16 protein-coding genes are annotated in these 19094 nt (G+C 71.8%); 9 read left to right on the forward strand and 7 right to left on the reverse strand.

Annotated features, from left to right (window positions below):
- Positions 1 to 4: 4 nt before the first annotated feature.
- Positions 5 to 685, forward strand: a complete 681-nt coding sequence (locus AC07FT_RS00800) for a DUF4191 domain-containing protein (protein WP_479172885.1) — start codon at positions 5 to 7, stop codon at positions 683 to 685.
- Positions 686 to 829: 144 nt separating this feature from the next.
- On the opposite strand, the gene AC07FT_RS00805 is transcribed toward AC07FT_RS00800, so the two are convergent.
- Positions 830 to 1297 (reverse strand): RDD family protein, encoded by a 468-nt coding sequence (locus AC07FT_RS00805; protein ID WP_479172887.1) that lies wholly within the window; start codon positions 1295 to 1297, stop codon positions 830 to 832.
- A 240-nt stretch (positions 1298 to 1537) separates the two neighbouring features.
- On the opposite strand from AC07FT_RS00805, the gene glnA reads away from it, so the two are divergent.
- The 4 genes from glnA to AC07FT_RS00825 all read left to right on the forward strand — a co-directional run bounded on the left by glnA (position 1538) and on the right by AC07FT_RS00825 (position 7802).
- Positions 1538 to 2947 (forward strand): type I glutamate--ammonia ligase, encoded by a 1410-nt coding sequence (glnA, locus tag AC07FT_RS00810; RefSeq protein ID WP_471195530.1) that lies wholly within the window; start codon positions 1538 to 1540, stop codon positions 2945 to 2947.
- 187 nt (positions 2948 to 3134) lie between these two features.
- Positions 3135 to 4130 (forward strand): helix-turn-helix domain-containing protein, encoded by a 996-nt coding sequence (locus tag AC07FT_RS00815; RefSeq protein WP_479173355.1) that lies wholly within the window; start codon positions 3135 to 3137, stop codon positions 4128 to 4130.
- Positions 4131 to 4394: 264 nt separating this feature from the next.
- Positions 4395 to 5675, forward strand: coding sequence for a ricin-type beta-trefoil lectin domain protein (locus AC07FT_RS00820; RefSeq protein WP_479172888.1), 1281 nt, complete (start codon positions 4395 to 4397; stop codon positions 5673 to 5675).
- Positions 5676 to 5981: 306 nt separating this feature from the next.
- On the forward strand, positions 5982 to 7802 hold the full coding sequence (locus AC07FT_RS00825; protein ID WP_479173357.1) for an ABC transporter ATP-binding protein: 1821 nt from the start codon (positions 5982 to 5984) through the stop codon (positions 7800 to 7802).
- Positions 7803 to 7831: 29 nt separating this feature from the next.
- Here AC07FT_RS00825 and AC07FT_RS00830 read toward each other — a convergent pair whose 3' ends face one another.
- Together AC07FT_RS00830 and AC07FT_RS00835 are read right to left on the reverse strand one after the other, a co-directional pair.
- Entirely contained in the window at positions 7832 to 8350 is a 519-nt protein-coding gene (locus tag AC07FT_RS00830; protein ID WP_479172890.1) for an inorganic diphosphatase, read from the reverse strand.
- 133 nt (positions 8351 to 8483) lie between these two features.
- On the reverse strand, positions 8484 to 9152 hold the full coding sequence (locus AC07FT_RS00835; RefSeq protein ID WP_479172892.1) for a TetR/AcrR family transcriptional regulator: 669 nt from the start codon (positions 9150 to 9152) through the stop codon (positions 8484 to 8486).
- A gap of 207 nt (positions 9153 to 9359) precedes the next feature.
- Between AC07FT_RS00835 and AC07FT_RS00840 the strand changes: the two genes are divergently transcribed.
- Both AC07FT_RS00840 and AC07FT_RS00845 read left to right on the forward strand, forming a co-directional pair.
- Positions 9360 to 10481, forward strand: coding sequence for a medium chain dehydrogenase/reductase family protein (locus tag AC07FT_RS00840; protein WP_479172893.1), 1122 nt, complete (start codon positions 9360 to 9362; stop codon positions 10479 to 10481).
- 108 nt (positions 10482 to 10589) lie between these two features.
- The gene (locus AC07FT_RS00845; RefSeq protein ID WP_479172895.1) at positions 10590 to 11228 is read left to right on the forward strand and encodes a GntR family transcriptional regulator; all 639 of its coding nucleotides are present in this window, start codon (positions 10590 to 10592) and stop codon (positions 11226 to 11228) included.
- 50 nt (positions 11229 to 11278) lie between these two features.
- Here AC07FT_RS00845 and AC07FT_RS00850 read toward each other — a convergent pair whose 3' ends face one another.
- From AC07FT_RS00850 to AC07FT_RS00860, 3 genes are all read right to left on the reverse strand, one after another.
- A complete protein-coding gene (locus tag AC07FT_RS00850) occupies positions 11279 to 11674 on the reverse strand; it encodes a cupin domain-containing protein (RefSeq protein ID WP_479172897.1) in 396 nt (131 codons plus the stop codon).
- Positions 11671 to 12480 (reverse strand): carbon-nitrogen hydrolase family protein, encoded by an 810-nt coding sequence (locus AC07FT_RS00855; RefSeq protein ID WP_479173359.1) that lies wholly within the window; start codon positions 12478 to 12480, stop codon positions 11671 to 11673. Before AC07FT_RS00855 ends, AC07FT_RS00850 begins: the two co-directional genes overlap by 4 nt.
- A 153-nt stretch (positions 12481 to 12633) precedes the next feature.
- Complete coding sequence (locus tag AC07FT_RS00860) at positions 12634 to 14004, reverse strand: MFS transporter (protein ID WP_479172899.1); 1371 nt, start codon at positions 14002 to 14004, stop codon at positions 12634 to 12636.
- A gap of 161 nt (positions 14005 to 14165) precedes the next feature.
- On the opposite strand from AC07FT_RS00860, the gene AC07FT_RS00865 reads away from it, so the two are divergent.
- Positions 14166 to 14906: a DUF2848 domain-containing protein gene (locus AC07FT_RS00865; protein WP_479172900.1), complete on the forward strand. Its 741-nt coding sequence runs from the start codon at positions 14166 to 14168 to the stop codon at positions 14904 to 14906.
- 152 nt (positions 14907 to 15058) lie between these two features.
- Here AC07FT_RS00865 and AC07FT_RS00870 read toward each other — a convergent pair whose 3' ends face one another.
- Positions 15059 to 15502, reverse strand: a complete 444-nt coding sequence (locus tag AC07FT_RS00870) for an SPW repeat protein (protein WP_479172902.1) — start codon at positions 15500 to 15502, stop codon at positions 15059 to 15061.
- 184 nt (positions 15503 to 15686) lie between these two features.
- Between AC07FT_RS00870 and AC07FT_RS00875 the strand changes: the two genes are divergently transcribed.
- Positions 15687 to 18926 carry a helix-turn-helix transcriptional regulator gene (locus AC07FT_RS00875; RefSeq protein ID WP_479172904.1) on the forward strand — a complete coding sequence of 1080 codons (3240 nt, stop codon included), beginning with the start codon at positions 15687 to 15689 and terminating at the stop codon, positions 18924 to 18926.
- Positions 18927 to 19094: the final 168 nt, after the last annotated feature.

Raw genomic sequence — 19094 nt, forward strand, 5'->3', positions numbered from 1 at the left:
CTGTATGGCGAGGAAGGAAACATCCGAGAACCCCGGGCGGCTGAAGCAGATCGCCCTGACCTACAAGATGACCAAGCGGGTCGACTCGAAGGTCGGCCTTGTCGTCGCTGGCGTGGGGATCGTCACCTTCGGTGTCCTCCTCGCGATCGGCTTCTGGATCGGCCACCCGATCTTCCTGGGCATCCTGGGCTTCGTCCTGGCCTTCCTCGCGATGGCGATCGTTTTCGGCCGCCGTGCCGAGCGGGCGGCCTTCGGACAGATGGAAGGCCAGCCCGGCGCCGCGGCCGCCGTCCTGGAGAACGTGGGACGCGGCTGGTCCGTGACGCCCGCGGTGGCCATGAACCGCAACCAGGACGTCATCCACCGCGCCGTGGGCAAGGCGGGCATCGTGCTGGTCGGCGAGGGCAACCCGAACCGGCTCAAGAGCATGCTGGCGGCCGAGAAGAAGAAGATGGCCCGCATCGTGGCGGACGTCCCGGTGCACGACATGATCGTGGGCTCCGGCGAGGGCCAGGTGGAGATCAAGAAGCTCCGCACCACGCTGATGAAGCTCCCGCGGGTGCTGCCGGGCGCGCAGGTGACCGTGGTCAACGAGCGGCTCCGGGCGCTGGGCGACCTGATGAGCAACATGCCGATTCCGAAGGGTCCGATGCCCAAGGGCATGCGGATGCCGAAGGGACGCTGAGCACACCCCGCGTCACGGAACGCGAAATACGACGGATTGCGCGCGGATGTGCGCGCATACACGCTGATACGAATGGCGGCCGGGATCCTGTCCCGGCCGCCATTCGTATGCGATCCGTATGCGGAGCCTCAGATCCTGATCGCCTCAGATCCTGATCTGCACGGAGCGGGAGAGCCGGTCGTGCAGTCCGCGGGTGTCCCGGTCCCAGACCACGGCGGGGATGACCAGCGCGAGCAGCACACTGCGCAGAACGGCCCGCGGCAGGGTGAGCCGCACCCCGCCCTCGCCGATGACCCGCAGCTTCAGCAGCAGCTTGCCCGGGGTGGCGCCGACGGTGCCCACGGTCAGGACGCTGAGCCCGACGAAGACGACGAGCGCCCAGTTCCCGGCGGCCCGTGCGTCGCCGCCGGACAGCAGCCCCCAGCCGACCAGCAGGCACAGCCCCCAGTCGATGAAGAGCGCCCCGAAGCGGCGGCCGAGCGACGCTATGGCGCCCGGCCCGCTCTCGGGCAGCCCCAGCGCCTGGCCCCGGTAGCCCATGTCGACGCCCATGTCCTCGGCGGCCGCGCGGGGCCCGGAAAGCCACGATCCGATTGCTTGCCTCTTGTCCACCCGACCACGTTACTGCGACCGCATACGTTTCCCAGGAGCCGGGTGCCGCCCAGGCCCCGGAACAGCCCATGATCGCCTCTTCGGCCCCGCATTTCGTCGCTCGGCCGGTTAACCTGGGTGAAACAAATGGGTCATGCCCGGGAAATCCCGTCTGCCTATGGTCGGGCTCAGCACACCACGCATTTGGACCGTGCGACCGAACAAATCCCGTCCCCCCGCGGCCGGGCTAGGAGGAGTTGGATGTTCCAGAACGCCGACGACGCTCGGAAGTTCATCTCGGACGAGGACGTCAAGTTCGTCGATGTCCGATTCTGTGACCTTCCCGGCGTCATGCAGCACTTCACCGTACCGGCGGAGGCGTTCGACCCGCACGAGGAGCTCGCCTTCGACGGCTCGTCGATCCGCGGGTTCCAGGCGATCCACGAGTCGGACATGGCGCTCCGTGCGGACCTCTCCACGGCCCGTGTCGACCCGTTCCGCCGGGACAAGACGCTCAACATCAACTTCTTCATCCACGACCCGATCACGGGTGAGCAGTACAGCCGTGACCCGCGGAACATCGCCAAGAAGGCCGAGGCCTACCTCGCCTCGACCGGTATCGCGGACACCGCGTTCTTCGGTCCCGAGGCCGAGTTCTACGTCTTCGACAGCGTGCGGTTCAACACCACCGCGAACGAGTCCTTCTACCACATCGACTCCGAGGCGGGCGCCTGGAACACCGGTGCGGTCGAGGACAACCGCGGTTACAAGGTCCGCTACAAGGGCGGCTACTTCCCGGTCCCGCCGGTCGACCACTTCGCCGACCTGCGCGCCGAGATCAGCCTTGAGCTGGAGCGCGTGGGCCTGCAGGTCGAGCGTCAGCACCACGAGGTGGGCACCGCCGGCCAGGCCGAGATCAACTACAAGTTCAACACGCTGCTGGCCGCGGCCGACGACCTCCAGCTGTTCAAGTACATCGTCAAGAACGTGGCGTGGAAGAACGGCAAGACCGCGACGTTCATGCCGAAGCCGATCTTCGGTGACAACGGCTCCGGTATGCACGTCCACCAGTCGCTGTGGACCAACGGCGAGCCCCTCTTCTACGACGAGCAGGGCTACGCGGGCCTCTCGGACACCGCCCGCTACTACATCGGCGGCATCCTCAAGCACGCCCCGTCGCTGCTGGCCTTCACCAACCCGACGGTGAACTCCTACCACCGCCTGGTCCCCGGCTTCGAGGCCCCGGTCAACCTGGTCTACTCGCAGCGGAACCGTTCCGCCGCGATGCGGATCCCGATCACCGGCTCGAACCCGAAGGCCAAGCGCGTCGAGTTCCGCGCCCCGGACGCCTCCGGCAACCCGTACCTGGCCTTCTCGGCCCTGCTGCTGGCCGGTCTGGACGGCATCAAGAACAAGATCGAGCCGGCCGAGCCGATCGACAAGGACCTCTACGAGCTGGCTCCCGAGGAGCACGCGGGCGTCCCGCAGGTGCCCACCTCGCTCCCGGCCGTCCTCGACTCCCTCGAGAACGACCACGAGTTCCTGCTCCAGGGCGGGGTGTTCACCTCCGACCTGATCGAGACCTGGATCGACTACAAGCGGACGAGCGAGATCGCCCCGCTCCAGCTGCGGCCGCACCCGCACGAGTTCGAGCTCTACTTCGACGTCTAAAGAGCGTCACGGGACGGAGCGGTATCCGCTCACCCGGGCCGCCGGCCGTGGCCTCCCCGCTGGGAGGCCACGGCCGGCGGCTTTTCCGTGCCGGGGCGTGAGATCGTGCGCTGAGCAGGGGTGAGAGGGGGCTCACGTACCAGGGCGCCGGAGCGCGGCGCGCCACGGCAGGCATATGGAGGGTCAGTTGCTGGACGAGTTGGTGTTCCGGACCGACGAGGTGGCCGCGGCCGACCGGTTCGACGCCTGGGTGGAGCGGATGGGACGGACCCACGCCCCCATGGAGCTGCACCGCGACGGCACCGAGGACTACTTCGGCTCCCAGCGCGTCCTGCAGCTCGGCCCGGTCGCCGTGTGGCCGGCCGCATTCCAGCCGGTGGTCTTCCGCCGCACCCCGAAGCTGATCCGGCAGTCCGACCCCGAGTCGTACCACCTCTCGCTCGTCCTGCACGGTACCGGGGCCGGGGTGTGGGGGCACCGGGAGGCCGAGTACCGGCCGCTCGACCTGCACATCAACTCCTCCTCGCTGGAGTACGAGGTCCACAGCACCGGGAACCCGGTCAGGATCGTGGGCGTGGAGATACCCCAGGCCCTGGTGCCGCTGTCGCACGACAAGGTGCGCCGGATCATCTCGCACCCGATCTCGGCGCGTGAGGGGGTCGGCGGGCTGCTGGCGGGGTTCCTCACCCAGCTGGCCGCCGACACCTCCGTGTACCGGCCCGCCGACGCACCCCGGCTGGGCAAGGTCGCGAGCGACCTGGTCGCCACCGTCTTCGCCCATGTGCTGGAGGAGGACAGGGCGCTGCCGCCGGAAACCCGGCAGCGGTCCCTCACCCTGCACATCCAGGCGTTCATCCGCGCGCGGCTGCACGACCCCGGGCTCACACCGAGGTCCGTCGCCGCCGCCCACCACATCTCGGTCAGCTATCTGCACCGCCTCTTCAAGGACCAGGAGGCCACCGTCGCCGACTGGATCCGCCGGCTGCGCCTGGAGGCGGCCCACCGTGACCTGACCGACCCGGCGCTCGGCACGACCCCCATCCACGCCATCGCCACCCGCTGGGGCTTCCCCCGCGCGTCCGACTTCAGCCGGGCCTACCGCGCCGCCTACGGCGCCACTCCCAGGGACCACCGCCACCGGGCGATCACCGGTGGCGGCGGAGGTTCTGGACGCCGGGAGTGAACGGATTGCCAACACAGCTGTGGACTCTGTGCTCATGACCTTTCCCGGTGGCTGGGACATCCTGATGATGCGTGCGCCGGGGGAAGCGTCAGGGGATCTTTGCCAAGGGAATCCCCGTGTCACTGCGCACGCTGCCGCGGCGGCTCAGGCGTTCCCAAGGGTCCGTACGGACTTTCGGCCTGCCGCCGCGGCCTTCTCTTCGCCGGTTCCAGCTCCCCCGGTCCGGAACGCGACGACCTCACCGGGTGAAAAGGAAACGGGGACGTGGGATTCACGGGTAAGCGCCGGATGTCGATCATCGCCATCTGCGCGGCGGCGGCGGTCGCGGGGGGCCTCCAGCTCTCGTCCAGCGCGTTCGGCACCGATGACGACGAGCCGGACGACCGGCACCGGCCCTCGGCGGCGGCGCCCCACCAGGAGGACTCCGGTGTCTCCGGCACCGACGGGACGGTCTTCGAGGACGGTGTCATGCCGGTGACGTCGTCCGGCGTACGCGGCCTGGCCGCGGCCGCCCCTCCGCGCGGCGAGGGATGGAAACTGGCCGGTCCGCGCAGACTGCTGGCCGGCGGCTACACCATCAAGTTCTACGATCAGAAGTCCGTGGACTGGCTCGGCCGTTATGTGAAGACGTCGGCCAAAGAGCTCCGGCGCATCACCGGTCTGCCGATCGACGTCGACACCGAGCCGGTGGGCTGGGACTACGTGCGGCCCAAGGGAGTCGTGGTCGTCGGGGTGCTGAAGCGCCCGTGCGTCCCGCCCGCGGACGGCGGGCAGAGCGGCTGGAAGGTCGTACGCGACGGGTCCGGGAAGAAGAACCTCAGCTGCGGTCTCATCGGCTCCTCCGTGGCCGACACGGTGACCAGCGGACACGCCTACATCGACAGCGAGTTCTTCACGTCGGCCGGCAAGCCCCTGCCCTCCCGGGGCGAGAAGCTCATGAGCAACCACATCAGCCATGAACTCGGCCACACCCTGGGGCTGGCCCACGCCAACCGCAGTGCGGCGCGGGGCGACTGCGCCGTCGCCGGTGACTCCCACCAGAAGCCGGTCCTGTGCTCGCCGGCCGGCGGGTACCGGGACAGCCGCGCGGGCACCTACGTCCAGCAGTTCGACGTCCAGGGCCTGCGTCTGCTGGCCAAGGGCGCCGGTGCGGCGGTGCCCCCGCAGGGCAAGGTGACCGGCCTCGGCGGCAAGTGCCTGGACGTCACGGCGGGCAACCCGGCCAACGGTACGCAGATCCAGCTCTACCGGTGCAATGGATCGGCGACCCAGTCGTGGATCCTGGACCGGGACGGCACCTTCCGCGCGCTGGGCAAATGCCTGGACAACGCGGACAACGCCACCGCCGACGGCAACAGGATCCAGCTGCACGACTGCGACGGCGGCCCGTCGCAGCGCTGGTCGGTCAACGCCAGGGGCCAGATCACGCATGTCGCCTCGGGCAAGGTGCTGGACGTGACCGGTGGCAGGACCACCGACGGCACCAAAATCCAGCTCCACTCGGCGAACGCGTACAAGCGCCAGGTCTGGGCCGCTCCGAAGTAGCCCGCAGCAGACCGCGCCGAGCGCGTCCCCCGGGGTCCGGGCCGGTGCATCCGGCCCGGACCCCGGGGTGTTCCCCCTCCTGCGGAGAGGCGGCCGAATCGTGCCCGTTCGTGTGCACCTCGTCCCTGACTCGCGGCGGATATCGCTGATTTGCGGCAGTCTGGGCGGCACCGCACCATACGACGCCGATCGCGCTGAACAACTCCGTTGCACCGTCCAGGGGGATTCGTGGCATCAGAGACGCTTGAGCAACCGGCCGAACAGCCCGACGAGGAACTGAGGTTCCGCCCTCCGTCGCTGGTGGCGATGGCGGACAACCCGATCACCACCCGGACCATGGGCCGCAGACTGCCGCAGCTGGTGCGCAGATCACTGGCCCTGGCCTGGACCGTGGACCGCAGGGCGGTGGTGGCACTGCTGGTGTGCCAGGCGCTGTCGGGCTTCTTCGAAGCCTTCGGACTGCTGGCCACCACCGGCACCATCACGGCACTGATCTCCTCCGGGCAGATCACCGAACGGCTGCGGGAGGCGCTGCCGTCGATCGCGGTGCTGGCCGGGGCGGCCGGGCTGCGCGCGCTGCTGGGGATCGCGATCACCAACATCTCCAGCAGGCTGTCCCCCCGGATCTCGCGGGAGGCCGAGACGCAGATGCTGGACGCGGCGATCAACGCCGAGCTGGCGGCGTACGACAATCCCGGGTTCAACGACAAGTGGGACGCGGCGGACCGGGGCGCCGAGGTCGCACAGGATCTGATCACCGAGTCGCAGCAGCTCATGGCCTGTCTGGCGTCGCTGATCGCCGCGGCGGGCGTGGTCACGGTGCTGCATCCGGCGCTGCTGCCGCTGCTGTTGCTGGCCGCGCTGCCCCAGGGGATCGCCGGGATGAAGGCCGCCCGGGTCCAGTACGAGACCAGCCGGGCGATGAGCGCGGACCGGAACACCCTGGCGCTGCTGCGCTGGTACATGATCGACAAGGACATCGCCGATCAGCTCCGGTCGGGCACCATGGCCCGCTTCCTGCTGGAGCGCTACCGGTCCATCGGGGCGCGGGTGGACACCGCGACCGACCAGGCGGTGCACCGGGGCGCGCGGTACGCGCTGCTGGGGGCGGCGGCCGGGGGGATCGCCTCGGCGCTGGTGTGGGTGTCACTGGCCCTGCTGCTGGGGTCGGGGCGGATGTCGGTGGCCTCGGCGGGGACGGCCGTCTTCGCGCTGCGCACGGTGGCCACCTCGTTGCAGGGCATGGTCGGTTACGGCACCCGGCTGTTCCGCACCGGGCTGTACCTCGACGACTGGGCGGAGTTCATCGAGGAGGCGGGCGGCCACCGGATGCGGCGCGGCACCGGCGCCCCGGCGGCACCGCGGGTGGTCCGGGCGGAGGGGCTGACGTACGCGTACCCGGAATCGGACGCCCCGGCGCTGGACGACGTCACGCTGGAGGTACGGCGCGGTGAGGTCCTGGCGCTGGTCGGGGAGAACGGTTCGGGCAAGACCACGCTCAGCAAACTGCTCACAGGGCTCTATCTGCCCAGCAAGGGCGCGGTGACCTGGGACGGCACCAATGTGGAGGAGCTCGATCCGCAGGAGATGTGGCGGCATACGGCGGTCGTGCCGCAGGACTACGCCCACTGGCCGCTGAACGCCCGGGACAACATCACCCTGGGGCAGCCGCACGGCGGGGACGAGGCGGTGCGCACGGCGGCGGCGCACTCCGGTGCCCATGAGGTGGTGGACGGGCTGCGCAGCGGGCTGGACACGCTGCTGGCCCGGCAGTGGTGGGGCGGGGTGGAGCTGTCCGGCGGGCAGTGGCAGCGCATCGCGCTGGCGCGGGCGTTCCACCGGCCCGCCGGGCTGCTGGTCATGGACGAGCCGACCAGCGCCCTGGACGCGCGTGCCGAGCACCGGATCTTCGCGGGGCTGCGGCGGCTGGCGGAGGACCGGGCGGTGGTGCTGGTGACGCACCGGCTGGCGAACGTGGCGGTGGCCGACCGGATCGTGGTGCTCGACCACGGGCGGGTGATCCAGCAGGGGACGTTCGCGGAGCTGACCCGATCACCGGGGCTGTTCCGGGAGTTGTGGGAGCTGCAGAACGACCGTGGTGTTCCGGCGCCGCGCGCCGAGCCGTAGGCGGCCGGGGAAGGCGCACCGGCTCCGGCTCAACCGGGCTGGGCGGTACCGGGCTGGGCGGTCGCGGTGGCGCGGGCGCGGGAGGCGGCTATCTCCGCGTACGCGTCGTCGCGGCCCTCCCAGTGGGAACCCTCCACCGATTTCCCGGGCTCGAGGTCCTTGTAGACCTCGAAGAAGTGGGTGATCTCCCTACGGTCGAATTCGGGGACGTCGTCGATGTCCTGGACATCGGTGTAGCGCGGATCGTGGGCGGGGACGCAGAGGACCTTCTCGTCCGGCCCCTTCTCGTCGCTCATCACGTACATGCCGATGGCCCGGCAGAGGATCACACAGCCGGGGAAGGTGGGTTCGCCGACCGTGACCAGGGCGTCGAGCGGATCGCCGTCACGGCCGAGGGTGTCATCGATGTAGCCGTAGTCCGCCGGGTACTTGGTGGCGGTGAACAGCATCCGGTCCAGCCGGATCCGGCCTTCCTCATGGTCCATCTCGTATTTGTTGCGGGACCCCTCCGGGATCTCCACGACCACATCGAACTCGGCGGACTCCATCGCGGCCTCCGGTCACCCGTACGACGCTCCGGTGCGCTTCCAGTGTGCGCCGGGAGCGGCCGGAGGGCAGCTCGGGTCCCGGAGACCGGCCGGGGTCCCCGGAGGGCGACCGGAGCGGTCCGGCACCGCGCGCTCAGACGCCGCGCATGAGGGCCTCGACCTCGGCCTCGAAGAGCGCCCCCGGATCGAACCCCATCCCGCTGAACTGGCCCTGCACATCGAGGCTGATCACCCCGTGCAGCCGGGTCCAGGTCCGCAGCGCGCGCCCCTTCACCTCTCCGGCGGGGTCGGTGCCGTCCGCCCAGGGGCCGACCGCATCGAGCTGCCGTGCGAGCTCGGCCTCCAGGGGTGAGACGGACCCACCCGCGGCCGGGCCGTCCGGCTCGGCGCAGGCGTCGAGGATCGTGCGCATCAGCTTGCCGGCGATCTCGGTGGTCTCGGGCGGCGCCTGGTAACCGGGCACCGGGGTGCCGTAGATGAGCAGATAGCGGTCGGGCTGCGCCGCGGCCCACGCGCGGATGGCGTGGGCCAGCGCGCGGAAGCGGTCGCCGGGGGCGGCCTCGGCGACGGCGGCGGCCGCGGCCTCGGCGAGATCCCGGTAGGCGTCGGTGATCAGCTCGGTGAGCAGCTCGTCCCGGCCCGCGAAATAACGGTAGAGCGCGGGGCCGGTCATACCCATCGCCTTCGCGATCGCGTTCACCGAGATGCCCGCCGTGCCCGCCTCGGCGAGCTGGGTGAGGGCCACGGCCTTGGCCTCCTCACGGGTCTGTTTGCGGTAGCGCTCCCGCCGTGCTGTCGCCATCGACGCGCCTCTCACCTTCCGTACGGGCGGCCCGGACCGGGACTGCCGGCCGGGGCCCGCCTCCGGCCCGGGATCCCGGTGGGGATCCGGGGTTGACACATCGAGGGTAACAGGTTCATTGTTTAGTTAGAAGTTCTCACCGACGAAAGAACACCTCACGTCGACCGCCTCACGGCGATCGCGAGGCCCAGGAGAAACGAGGTCGTCATGCTCACCGAAGTCGTGCTGCCCGGTCAGGTGGAGCCCGAGGGGCTCCAGGTCCGCACCCGCCCGCTCCCCGAGCCCGGCCCCGGCCAGGCGCTGGTGGAGGTCGAGGCGTCCGGGGTCTCGTTCGCCGAGCAGCAGATGCGCCGGGGGAAGTACTACGACCAGCCGCCGTTCCCCTTCGTGCCCGGCTATGACCTGGTGGGGAAGGTCGTGGCCACCGGCGCCGGGGTGGACCCGGCGCTGGGGGGCGGCCGGTTCGCGGTGCTGACGAAGACGGGCGGCTGGTCCACCCACACCCTGGTCGACGCGGGCGATCTGGTCCCGGTGCCGGAGGGGGTCGGCGCGGCCGAGGCGGAGACGGTGGTGGTCAACGGGATCACGGCGTGGCAGATGCTCCACCGCGTGGCCAAGGTCCGCTCCGGGGGCACGATCCTGGTCCTCGGGGCCAATGGCGGCGTGGGGTCCACCCTCGTCCAGCTCGCCCGGCACGCGGGTATCAGGGTCATCGGCACCGCCTCACCCCGCCATCACGCGGCCGTCCGGGCACTGGGCGCCGCTCCGCTCGACTACCGGGACCCCGATCTGACCGCGCGGGTGCGCGAGTTGGCTCCCGGCGGGGTGGACGCGGTCTTCGACCATGTGGGCGGCGAGGGCATCATCGACTCCTTCCGGCTGCTGACCCGTGGCGGCACGCTGGTCTCGTACGGCACAGCCGCCACCCGCGATGTGGCGGGATCGTCGCGGATGCCGGTGCTCAAGCTGTTCGGACGGCTGCTGCTGTGGAACCTGCTGCCGAACGGACGCCGGGCGCACTTCTACAACCTGTGGGCCGGACGGCGGCGGCTGGACAGCTACCAGGCGCGGATGCGCGCCGATCTGGGCCAGGTGCTGGCGCTGCTGTCGAGCGGGGAGTTCTCCGCCCAGGTGGCGGCGCGGATTCCGCTGAGCGAGGCCGCGAAGGCGATGCGGCTGGCCGAGTCGGGCACCGTCACCGGCAAGGTGGTGCTGGTCATGGGGGCCGAGGAGAAGGCGGCGGAGGACACCGGCCGGAGCGGCGCCGAGGGCGGTCTGCGGCTGGTGGGCCGGGGTGCCGGGCGGACCGATGGGCAGAGCGCGCGATGAGCGCCGGCCCGCCCCGCTCCGGCCGGCCCCGGCTTACGGATCACCGGCGCGGGCCCCGTCCCTCCGTGATAATTTCCGTATACGAGTTGTATGCGATGAGCCACAGCCATGGGGGCCCAGGTGCAGTCCGGACGAGAGAAGGCGTACGCGTTTCTGAAGGAAACCGTGCTGACCGATCCCGACATGCAGGGCAGGTTCCTGACCGAGCAGGAGATCGCCGACCGGATCGGCATCTCCCGGACCCCGATCCGCGAGGCCCTGTTGCTACTCGCGGCGGAGGACCTGGTCCGGCTGGTCCCCAAGCGCGGTGCGCATATCGCGCCGCTGTCCGGCCGGGAGATCACCGAGCTGATGGAGCTGCGGGGGATCGTCGAGCGGTACGCGGCCGACCAGTCGATCGCGGCGGGGAAGGTGCCGGTGGCGGAGCTGACCGAGCTGCTGGAGCGGCAGCGCGGGCTCACCGGCCCCGACCAGGCCAAGGAGTTCATCGCCGTGGACCACCTGTTCCACGCGACCCTGATCGCCGCGGTGGGCAATGAACTCCTCAACCGGCACTACGAAGGGCTGCGCAGCCGTCAGATCCGGGCCGGGGTGGTGGCCCTGTACAACCAGACCGGCCGCCAGGAGGAAGTGCTCTGCGAGCACCGGGCCATCCTGGACGCGGTGGCCTCCGGGGACACGGAGGCGGCCCGCGCGGCGATCAGCGGCCATCTGGAGACGACGCTGAAGGTGCTGCTCGCCGGGTGAGTCCGGGCGAATCCGGATGAGTGCGGTGGGTCCGGGTGGGTCCGGATGACTCATCGTCCGTCCGGCGCCTCCGGATAGGTGATCACCAGCATGGTGACGCCCTCCTCGGAGCGCCAGGGGCCATGTGGCATCCCCGGTGGCCGACAGGCGTAGAAGCCGCGGGAGAAGGTCTCCCCCAGCGTCAGATCACGCATACCGCCCTCAAGGAGATAGACCTCCTCCCAGCCGTCGTGGCGGACGACTCCGGACGCGGAGGTGTCCGTCCCCGGCTCCCAGCGCACCAGGGCGGTGGTGCGGGTACCGCTGGAGTCCGCGGCCAGGAGCTGTTCGCTGACCCCCGCGACCGCGCCCGGCGGCCGTCGCCAGGGCGCGGCGGGCAGATGGAACTCGCGCTCCGGTTCGGCTCCGCCCCCGGCGCCCCGTTCCGCCCGGTGGCCGCCGCTCATGGCCGGCCGTCCAGCCTGCGGTTCTCCAGAACGGACAGGGTCCGGCGCACCGCGGTGACCTCATCGGGGTCGAGGTCCGCGACGAGCAGACCCGGAGCGGCGTCCAGCCGCTCGCGCACCGTGCCGTCGGGACCGATCAGGGCGCTGTGCCCGATACCGGTGGGGGCGCTTCCGGCAGAGGCGGGACCGGCGCCGGAGGCGGCCGGGTCGGCCTGGCCCACGGCGGCCAGCCAGACGGTGGCGTCGAGCGCCCGCGCACGGGTCAGCAGTTCCCACTGCTCACGCTTGCCCGGCCCGGCACCCCAGGAGGCGGGCAGCAGCGAGACCACCGCACCGGCGTCGGCATGAGCCCGGAAGAGCTCCGGGAAGCGTACGTCGTAGCAGGTGGCGAGGCCGATCCCGACACCGTCGAGAGCGAAGGTGACCACTTCGGAGCCCGGCGCCACGGTGTCGGACTCCCGGAAACCGAAGGCGTCATACAGATGGATCTTGTCGTAGGCGGCCTCGACCCCGGGGCCGGTGGCCAGCAGGGTGTTGGTGACCCGTCCGTCGGGCGCGGGGGTGAACATGCCCGCGACGACCACGAGACCGGTGTCCTTCGCGATCTGCCGGACCTCGGTGGCCCAGGGGCCGTCCAGCGGTTCGGCGAGCGGACCGAGCCGGGTGCCGAAGCAGGCCATGGCGGCCTCCGGGAAGGCGATCAGACGCGCCCCGGCCTCCGCCGCCCGCTGTGCCTCGCGGCGCAGCAGGGCGAGGTTCGACGCGGGGTCCGGGCCGGTGGTGAGCTGGCTCAGTGCGATGCGCAGGGGCATGGCGGGTGCTGCCTCGTTTCGTCGTCGGTCGGCCGGGGCCCATCGGGTGGTCCCGGGTGGTCGTGTCCTGGTGCGGAGGGTCGGAGTGCAGAAGGGCCGGAGTGCGAAAGGAGTGTCCATCCCGCCCCTTCCCCGCTGCGGCCCGCCCTACCGCTCCGCGGAGGCGGTCGCGGGCGCGGCACGGCCGGCGGACCCGCGGTCCGGCTCCTCCTCCGCGGCGGTGGCGGGGTCCCGGCCCAGCCAGAGACCGGTCACCGTGAGCACGGCGGTGACCGCGATGTAGAGGGCCAGCGGGACCCAGGCGTCGTAGGTCCCCAGCAGGGTGGTGAACAGCAGGGGCGCCACCGCTCCGCCCACCACCCCGGCCAGGGTGTAGGCGAGCGAGGAGCCGGTGTAGCGCAGCCGGGGGGAGAACTGTTCGGCGACGAAGGCCGCCTGGGGCCCGTACATCAGCGAGTGGATCACCAGTCCGCCGATGACGCCCAGGGTGAGCAGCCCCCAGCTCCCGTCCGCGACCATCGGGAAGAACAGGAAGGGCCATATTCCGGCGGCCACCGCGGAACCGCCGTACAGCAGCCGCCGGTTGACCCGGTCGGAGAGAGCACCGGCGAGCGGGATCAGGACGATCTGGAGGGAGGAGCCGATCAGGACCGCGGTCAGCGCGGAGCCACGGGACATGCCCAACTCGTCGGTGGCGTAGGTGAGGACGAAGACGGTGAACATCGCGTAGAGGACATCGGGCGCGATCCGGCAGAGGATCGCCGCGGTCAGGGCCCGGGGCTGGGTGGTGAACACCTCGCGCACCGGTGCCTCGGGACGGCTCTGCGCGGCCTCCATCTCACGGAAGACCGGGGTCTCCTCCAGCTTGGCGCGGATCCACAGGCCGAAGACCACCAGCAGACCGGAGAGCAGGAAGGCCACCCGCCAGCCCCAGGAGAGGAACTGTTCCTCGGTCAGCGCGGCACCGAGCCCGGCCAGCACGCCGTTGGCCAGCAGATTGCCCGCCGGGGGCCCGACCTGGGCGGCGGAGGCGTAGAAGCCGCGCCGCCGGGGGTCGCCGAACTCGCTGGACAGCAGTACCGCGCCGCCCCATTCACCGCCCACGCCCACGCCCTGTGCGAAGCGCAGCAGCACCAGGGCGGCCGGGGCGGCGGCCCCGACCGTGGCGTAGGTGGGGAGCAGTCCGATCAGCAGGGTGGCTGCGCCGATGAGGACGAGCGTCGCGATGAGCACCTTCTTGCGGCCGATGACATCACCGAGCCGCCCGAAGACGAAGCCGCCCAGCGGACGGGAGACATAGCCGACGGCGTAGGTGGAGAACGCCAGCAGGGTGCCGGTGAAGGGATCGCTGGAGGGGAAGAAGAGATCGCCGAAGACCAGGGCCGCGGCGGCGGAGTAGACGGCGAAGTCGTACCACTCCAGGGCGGTGCCGGTGAGGCTGGCGACGAAGGCCCGGCGTACCCCGGGCCCGCCGGGCCGGGGCGCTGCCGTGCTCGGTGCCGGTGCGGTGGGCTGCATGTTCCGTCCTCATGGGTGGTGCGTGCGGTGGTGCGTGCGTTCGACCTTCCGGCATACTTGTTGTATACACACCGTATGCGCAACCCCCGAGCGGAAATCAACCACTCCGTGACCGCAGTACTCCGCGACCGCACCGCACCGCGACCTGGAGGCATCCGCCGATGACCACCACGCATCAGCCGCTTCACCACACCCGGACCCGTCCGTCCCCGTCGCACACCACGCTCACCTTCGAGCTTCCCGACGGCTCCACCCGCGAGGCAACCGTTGTCCAGGTGCTGAACGCGGGCTATGCCGGGCGCAGCCAGGAGGACGTGGCCGCACATGTCGCCGAGCTCGCCGGGCTGGGCGTTCCCGCACCGGCCGTGACGCCCGCGCTCTACCCGGTCTCGCCGTATCTCGCCCAGCAGACGGCGCGGGTCAGCGTCCAGCACGCCCGTACCTCCGGGGAGGCCGAATGGGCGCTGGTGGTGGCGGACGACGGTGAGCTGCTACTCACCGCCGCCTGTGACCACACCGACCGCGATCTGGAGGTGCACGGCGTGGCCTGGAGCAAGAACGCGGGCCCGGATGTGCTCGCCTCGCGCGCCTGGCGGCTGTCGGACGTGGCGCCGCGGCTGGACGATCTGACGCTACGGGCCTGGGTCACCCACGACGGTGCGGAGACCGAGGTGCAGAGCGGCACCCTGGCCGAGCTGCTGCCGCCCGCGTACTGGATCGAGGTGCTGCGCGAGCGCGGTGGACTGATACCCGGCACGGTGCTGATCTCCGGGACGATCCCGATGGCCGAGGGGGTGGACCAGTTCGCCGAGCGCTGGCGGGTGGAGCTGGGTGATCCGGCCACCGGCGAGACGATCGAGTGCTCCTATGACGTGGTGCCCCTGCCCGAACCGATCGGCTGACCCGAACCGATCGGCTGATCCGGGCAAAGGCCGGCCGCCCCCGCCGGCCGGGCAGAGCGAAGGCCGCCCGCCGCACGGCCCATCAGGGCGTGCCGTGCGGTCGGCGGCCTTCTTCCTTCGGTCTGGGGTCTGAATTCCCGTCGATGAACCGGTCAGGTCTCACCCCGGCCCTTCTTCATGACCATCCCTGCGGCCACCAGCCCGAACAGGCAGGTGATGGCGCCGACGATGACGTTGTTCCAGATCATTCCGGCGTCGGGGCCCCGAGCGACCACCCAGGGCGAGATGATCATCCATACACCGATCGCGGCCATGGTCCAGCACAGGCTGTACATCCGCCTCGGTGCGACGGTGAGGCCGACCCCCAGCAGCGCGATGGCGAGGCCGAGGATGAGGTTGTGGACCATGAGGTTGGGGCTGGTGCTCGAGAAGTGCACCACCCAGGGAGAGATGGCGAAGTACAGACCGGCGAGAAGCACCGGTCCGTCGAGGAAGACCACATCACGCGCGTCCATCATGCGGGCGTAGCGCTCCCGCATTTCGGTCACATCAGGGTGGCCCGTGAGATCCCCTCTGGTGTGTGAGACGTCGGCCATACGACTCGCCTCCTTCGATCCATGCAAGTCTGACCGCGCAGTGCGGTAAAACACCGCACCACCATTGTGCGCCTCGCCTTGGTTTATAGGTAGATGTCTTGTTGGCCCCGATGCTCCACGATGTGCCACCGGACCTCTCCTGACCGGGCGCCGCGCGCTCGGGAGGCAGGGGAGGGCGATACGCGTGGAGCGGTACGGCGAACAGCCAGAGCCCGTGGTCGGACGCGATGAGCTGCTGGTACGAGGGCGTGAACAGCTGGCGCGGGGCGGCAGCGTACTGCTGCCGGGACCGGCCGGGATCGGCAAGTCCACGGTGCTGCGGGCGCTCGCCGCCGGGCCCTTTGGCCGCGGACGGCTGGTACTGGACTGTGCTCCGACCGCTTCCGAGAGCCAGCTTCCGTTTCTGTCCCTGATCGATCTGCTGGGGCCCGTCGCCGATGAGGTCTCGGACATCCTGCCCGCCTCACAGCGCACCGTCCTGGACGCGGCGCTCACCGGGCGGCAGAGCCCGTCGGAGCGGCACGACGGGCTGGCACTGCGGCTGGCCGTGCTGTCGGTGTTCCGGGCGCTGGCCGGGCGCGGCCCGGTGCTGGTGGTCGCCGATGACCTGCAGTGGATGGACGCGCCCAGCCGGGAGTTGCTGGAGTTCGCCGCGCGGCGGACGGCCGGGCTGCCGGTGCAGATGATCGCCGCGGTACGGACCGGCCCGGAGATATCGGCCCCGGACCGGACGGACACCCCGGACCGGACGGACACCCCGGGCCGGACGGGGAGACCGGGCCGGACGGGGAGACCGGGCCGGGCGGAGGGGCCGGGCGGAGGCCGGCCGCGTGACACGGGCGACGCGGGCGAAGCGGGCGACGCGGGTACGGACGGGGCGTGGGGCGGCCCGGACCCCGACCGGGCCCTCCTCCCCGCCCGCGCCTGGGGCGCCCCGGACCCGGGGCCCGCCCTCGCCCCCGCCCGGTCCCACACCTCCGGGCAGGACCTCGCTCACCACCTCGGCATCATGGATCCCCGTGCCACCCCCGGCCCCGGCGCGGCCCCCGGCCCCGCCGACACCCCCGCGGCGCACCTCGGCACGCCGTACCTCCGCGTACTGCCGCCACCCGCGCTGGTGCTGGCCGTACCGCCCCTCACCTATCCGCAGACCGTCGCGCTGCTGTCGGCGCGAAGACGGGTGGGGCTGCCCGGACCCGTGCTGCGGGAGATTCACCGCACCAGTGCGGGCAACCCCTTCTACGCCCTCGAACTCGGCCGCGCGCTGGCCGAGTCGGGGGCTCCGCCCAGGCCGGGGGAACACCTGCCGGTGCCCACCAGCCTGCGCGCCCTCGTCCTGGACCGGCTGCGCGCCCCCGGCCCCGGCACCCGGGAGACCCTGCTGCTGGCCAGCGCCGCCGCCCGGCCCACCGTGGCGCTGCTGCGCGCGGCGGGCCGTACCGAGGCCGAGGCCGAACTCGGCGAGGCGGCCGCGCTCGGCATCGTGGACGAGGAGGCCGAGCCGGTGGTGCGGTTCACGCATCCACTGGTCTCCGCCGCCCTGTACGCGGCGGCCGCCCCGCGCGAACGGCGCGCCGCGCACGCCGCGCTCGGCGCCGCCTCCACCGACCTGATCGAACGCGCCCGCCATCTGGCGCTGGCCACCCCGGGACGGGACGAGCGCGTCGCGCGGACCCTCGCCGCCGCGGCCGCCGTCGCCCGGGAGCGCGGGGCCCCCGCGGCCGCGGCCCGGCTCGGGCTGCTCGCCGCCGACCGCACCCCGGCCGACGACGCCATCGCCGCCCACGCCCGGCGGCTGGACGCGGCCGAGGACGCGCTGACCGCCGGGGAGCCGGAGCTCGCCCGCGCGACCGCCCATGAGGTGCTGGCCGAATCCGTACGCCCCGCCGACCGCGTCCGCGGCTGGATCGCGGTGATCGACTCCGCCGGACAGGCCATGGCCGACGTGGATGATGTCTTCCCGCGGGCGCTCGCCGACGCGGGCGGTGAGCCACGGCTGCTCGCCCCACTGCGCTATCAGCTGTCCTGGCGGGCCGTGCTGGTGCGCGGTTCCCTGCCGCGGGCCCGGGGCGAGGCCGCCGAGGCGGCGCGGCTCGCACGGCTGGCGGACGACCGCCGCACCGAGCTGCTGGCGCTGTCCTTCCAGGCGCTCACCGAGACCCTGATGGGCCATCGGGACGCCGAACGGACCCTGGCCCGGGCCCTGGAGGAGCCCCAGGACCCCCGGGTGACCTGCGACCACAACGGACCGGGCTACACCCGCTTCCGCTGTCTGCTGATGGGCGACCGGCTGGACGAGGCCCGGACGGCGGTCGGCGCGCTGGTCCGGCTGGCCGAGCGGCGCGGGGCGGTCGAGAGTCAGATCCTGTTCCTGCGCGGGCTGGCCGAGACCGAACTGCGGGCCGGACGCTGCGAATCCGCGCTGGACCTCGCCCACCGCAGTCTGCGGCTGGCCCGGGACGCCGGGATGGGCGTAGGACCCGCACTCCAGCTCACGGCGCTCGCGGAGGCGGCGGGCGGCAGTGTGGCCGGTGCGCTGTCGCTGGCCCAGGACGCCGTGCGCAGTGCCGAGGAGGACGGCGACCTCCTCTATCTCGCCCGCAATCTGTACGCGCTGGGCCACGCCCGGCTGGTGGCCGGGGACACCGAGGGGGCGGTGACGGCGCTGCGGCGGGTGCGGGAGCTGGAACGCGGCCAGGGGGTGACCGATCCGGCGCGCGGCCGCTGGCAGGGCGATCTGGCCGAGGCACTCGTGGGCATCGGTGAACCGGAGGAGGCCGCCGAGGTCGTCGAGGCCACCCGGAAGTCCGCCACCCGGCTGGGGCGCGGCAGTGTGCTGGCCGTACTGGCGCGGGCCGAGGCGCTGATGACCGCCGCGCAGGGGGATCCGGGGCGGGCCGCGCTCACCCTGCGGACGGCGGGGCGCGAACTGCGCGCGCTGGGCTACCGCATCGAGCTGGGCCGGTGCGAACTGGCGCTGGCCCATGTGGAGCTGCGCCGGGGCGATATCGCGGCGGCCCGTACGGCGCTGGACGCCACGGTCCGGGTCTTCCGGCACGCCGCCGCCCATCCCTGGCTGGAGCGCGCCACGGCCGAACGCGCCGCGGTGGAGGCGGAGCCGGTGCCGGGACCGGCGACCGGGGAGTGGCGGGCGGTCGCCCCGTCAGCGGGGAGGACGGCGGAAACGGCGGCGGGAATGCTGCCCGCGGAGGCGCTGTCGCCGCCACGGCTGCTGGACGCCCTGGCCGAGATGGAGCGGAGGGTCGCGACGCTCGTGCTGGAGGGCGCCACCAACCGGGAGATCGCGGCACGGCTGTTCATCAGCGTCAAGACCGTGGAGGCCACGCTCACCCGCGTCTACCGCAAGCTGGGGATCCGATCGCGGGTGGACATCGTCAGACTGGCGACGCGCGGCGGCACCTGACGCCCCGTCCGGCAACCCGGCCCGCTCCGGCGGGCCCCGCCCGGCCCCATCCCCCTGACTCCCCCGGGACAGGGGGATTTCCCTATGCCGCGCCTCAAGGGCCAACCCTCATTGGGCAGTTGCCCGAACGCTTCTAGCGTGAACCCGCCGTCGACGACGCAGTGCGAC

Source organism: Streptomyces sp. NPDC045899, from assembly GCF_056431485.1.